This is a genomic window from Paenibacillus sp. OT2-17 (assembly GCF_009827695.1).
Classification (GTDB): Bacteria; Bacillota; Bacilli; order Paenibacillales; family Paenibacillaceae; genus Paenibacillus; species Paenibacillus polymyxa_B.
Window position 1 is genome coordinate 1 of record NZ_WUDQ01000773.1, and the last position, 1387, is coordinate 1387.

The 1387-nt window shown below is 46.1% G+C and carries 1 protein-coding gene and 1 pseudogene; one reads left to right on the top strand and one right to left on the bottom strand.

Features of this window, described 5'->3' with window-relative positions; translation table 11 throughout:
- Positions 1-319 (bottom strand): annotated as a pseudogene (locus GRP75_RS26990) (alpha-xylosidase); the annotation flags it as partial.
- 181 nt (positions 320-500) lie between these two features.
- Here GRP75_RS26990 and GRP75_RS26995 point away from each other — a divergent pair.
- A partial coding sequence (locus tag GRP75_RS26995; RefSeq protein ID WP_160790893.1) for an AraC family transcriptional regulator occupies positions 501-1387 on the top strand: 887 nt, incomplete at its 3' end.

The window sequence follows — 1387 nt, forward strand, 5'->3', positions numbered from 1 at the left end:
GATCGCCGCTTTTCAGTACCGCTACGTCCTCATCCACCGTAATGTCTACCTCTGTTGGCAAGGTGTGAATTTCAAAATTCGGTCCCTGATGCACCCGTCCCTTATGGTGGTTCAGACGCACCTGAATGACATTCGGCATAGGCGAGCTGTAGGTCGCTTTCAGCAACGCTCCGTTCAGCGTATCTCCTTTATGCTCGATCCGGTGGGTGGCTGCATATACCGTCATGGAAGCATCGTCCGTCACAATATCACGGATTTCAGCAGGATTTTGTATTTCATAGCCCTTGCGAACCATCCAATAGCCATCAGTAAATTTCATCTGTTTCTTCCTCCGCTTCAATCTTTATTTTCTTAATCCCAAATCGCTTGTTGGATTTTTTCGAAATCCTTACTATAATAATATTGATTTATGTAAGGGTTTACTTCTTTTATTTTGACGTATTGTATCAATATTTTGATGTTTTATATATAAATCAGTTTGCGGAAAAGGAGTCATAGAAATGCAAAGAGAAATGTTGCGGGAAAATCGAATTCACGGCAATCCTATGTATCCGGTCAGCGTATATCCGAGCGTAGAGCAGCTAAATGGAAATAGTGTACTGGAGTCCCATTGGCATGAGGAGATGGAGTTTATCGTAGTGGAACAGGGGAGCGCCATATTTCAGACGGATATGGTCTATACGGAGGTGAACGAAGGTGAAGCTCTTTTTGTCAACAGCGGCGAGCTTCATGCAGGTTATTTACAAAAAAGCGCTCGTTGCGTATTTTCTGCGGTGGTGTTTCACCCCGACATGCTGCACAGCCGCACGCAGGATACGGTGCAAACGCAGTTTATTGACCCATTTATCAGTAAAAAGCTTGTCCCTCCCCCTCACATTCGCGGCGTGCAGCCCTGGGAGCAAGAGGTGCTGGCTGCATTGCGACACATTATCACCAGCCATGAGCAGAATGCGCCTGCCCGTGAACTGGCGACCAAGGCGCAGCTCTATAGCATGATCGCCTGTCTGTACCCACACATGACCCCCGCTAACGGAGAGGATGTGATTATGGCAGGGCAACGCAATAAAGTTGAACGGATCAAAAAAGCGCTGGTGTATATTAACAGTCATGCTCATGAGCCTATACGTTTACGGGAGATCGCAGATGAGATTGGAATGAGTGAGGGGCATTTTTGCCGTTTTTTTAAGCAGATGGTTCAGAAAAGCCCGGTAGAATATATTAACTATCATCGGATTCAAAAGGCTTGCAGGTTGCTGGAGCAAAGTGATCGCAAAGTGGTTGATATTGCGCTGGATGTTGGTTTTGACAATCTAAGCTATTTTATTGCGACCTTTAAAAAATGGAACGGCCTGACCCCTTCGCAGTACCGTAAGCAGCACGAAGCAGA